Origin of the sequence: Rhizobium sp. YS-1r, from assembly GCF_000757525.1 — a bacterium.
Taxonomy (GTDB): Bacteria; Pseudomonadota; Alphaproteobacteria; order Rhizobiales; family Rhizobiaceae; genus Neorhizobium; species Neorhizobium petrolearium.
On sequence record NZ_JPYQ01000036.1, the window covers coordinates 1 to 879 of the forward strand.

The window sequence follows — 879 nt, forward strand, 5'->3', positions numbered from 1 at the left end:
GCCAAAGGGCTGATTTGGGGTCAGCAGGATAGATCGCCGCTCATAGCGTGCGGGGATGAGTTCGAAGAGAACGCTGGTCTCTGCCTGGTCCTTTGCCACATAGGCGAGATCGTCGAGGATAAGCAGATCGAACTTGTCGAGCTTGTTGATGGCGGATTCCAACTGCAGTTCGCGTCGTGCGACCTGCAGTTTTTGAACGAGGTCCGTCGTCCTGGTGAACAGCACGCGCCAGCCTTTCTCGACCAACGCTAAGCCGATGGCTGCCGCAAGGTGGCTCTTGCCGCCTCCCGGCGGCCCGAACATGAGGACATTGGCACCCTTCGCCAGCCAGCTATCGCCTGCCGTCATCGCCATGATCTGCGCCTTGGAGATCATCGGCACGGCGTCGAAGGCAAAGCTGTCGAGGGTTTTGCCTGGCGGCAATCTGGCCTCGGATAGATGGCGTTCGATTCTGCGTCTGTCGCGTTCGGCAAGTTCATGCTCGGCTATAACCGACAGGAAACGGGCAGCAGGCCAGCCCTCTCTGTCGGCCTGTTCGGCGAAGTCCGCCCAGAGCATCTTGATCGCCGGCAGGCGAAGCTCGTTCAGCAGAATGCTCAGGCGGCCGGCATCGATATCGTTGGGATTGGTCATGCGCGTTCTCCTGCATGGCCAGCGACCAGCGCCTCGTATCCGCTTAAAGGCGCCAGATGCACGGAAACGACCGGTAAGGTCGCCGGGTCAGGCGCGAAATGCTTGCGCAATTCGGCCATATCGGGAAGCTCTCCGGCATCGAGCATGCTGGCCAGCCGTTCGGCCAGTTCACGTTCGCAGGTCCGCTCATGGGCCAGCGCCAGGATCTCGACCATGGTCTTGCAGGCCTGCTTGTCGGTCAATCGT

Annotated in this window: 1 protein-coding gene and 1 pseudogene; both read right to left on the reverse strand. The window is 60.8% G+C overall.

All coding sequences use genetic code 11. The annotated features are described in order from the left end of the window. On the reverse strand, positions 1-633 hold a 633-nt coding region (gene istB / locus JL39_RS21245), incomplete at its 3' end, for an IS21-like element helper ATPase IstB (protein WP_037155507.1). Then, a pseudogene (locus tag JL39_RS21250) lies at positions 630-879 on the reverse strand (IS21 family transposase); the annotation flags it as partial. The gene istB and the pseudogene JL39_RS21250, both read right to left, overlap by 4 nt.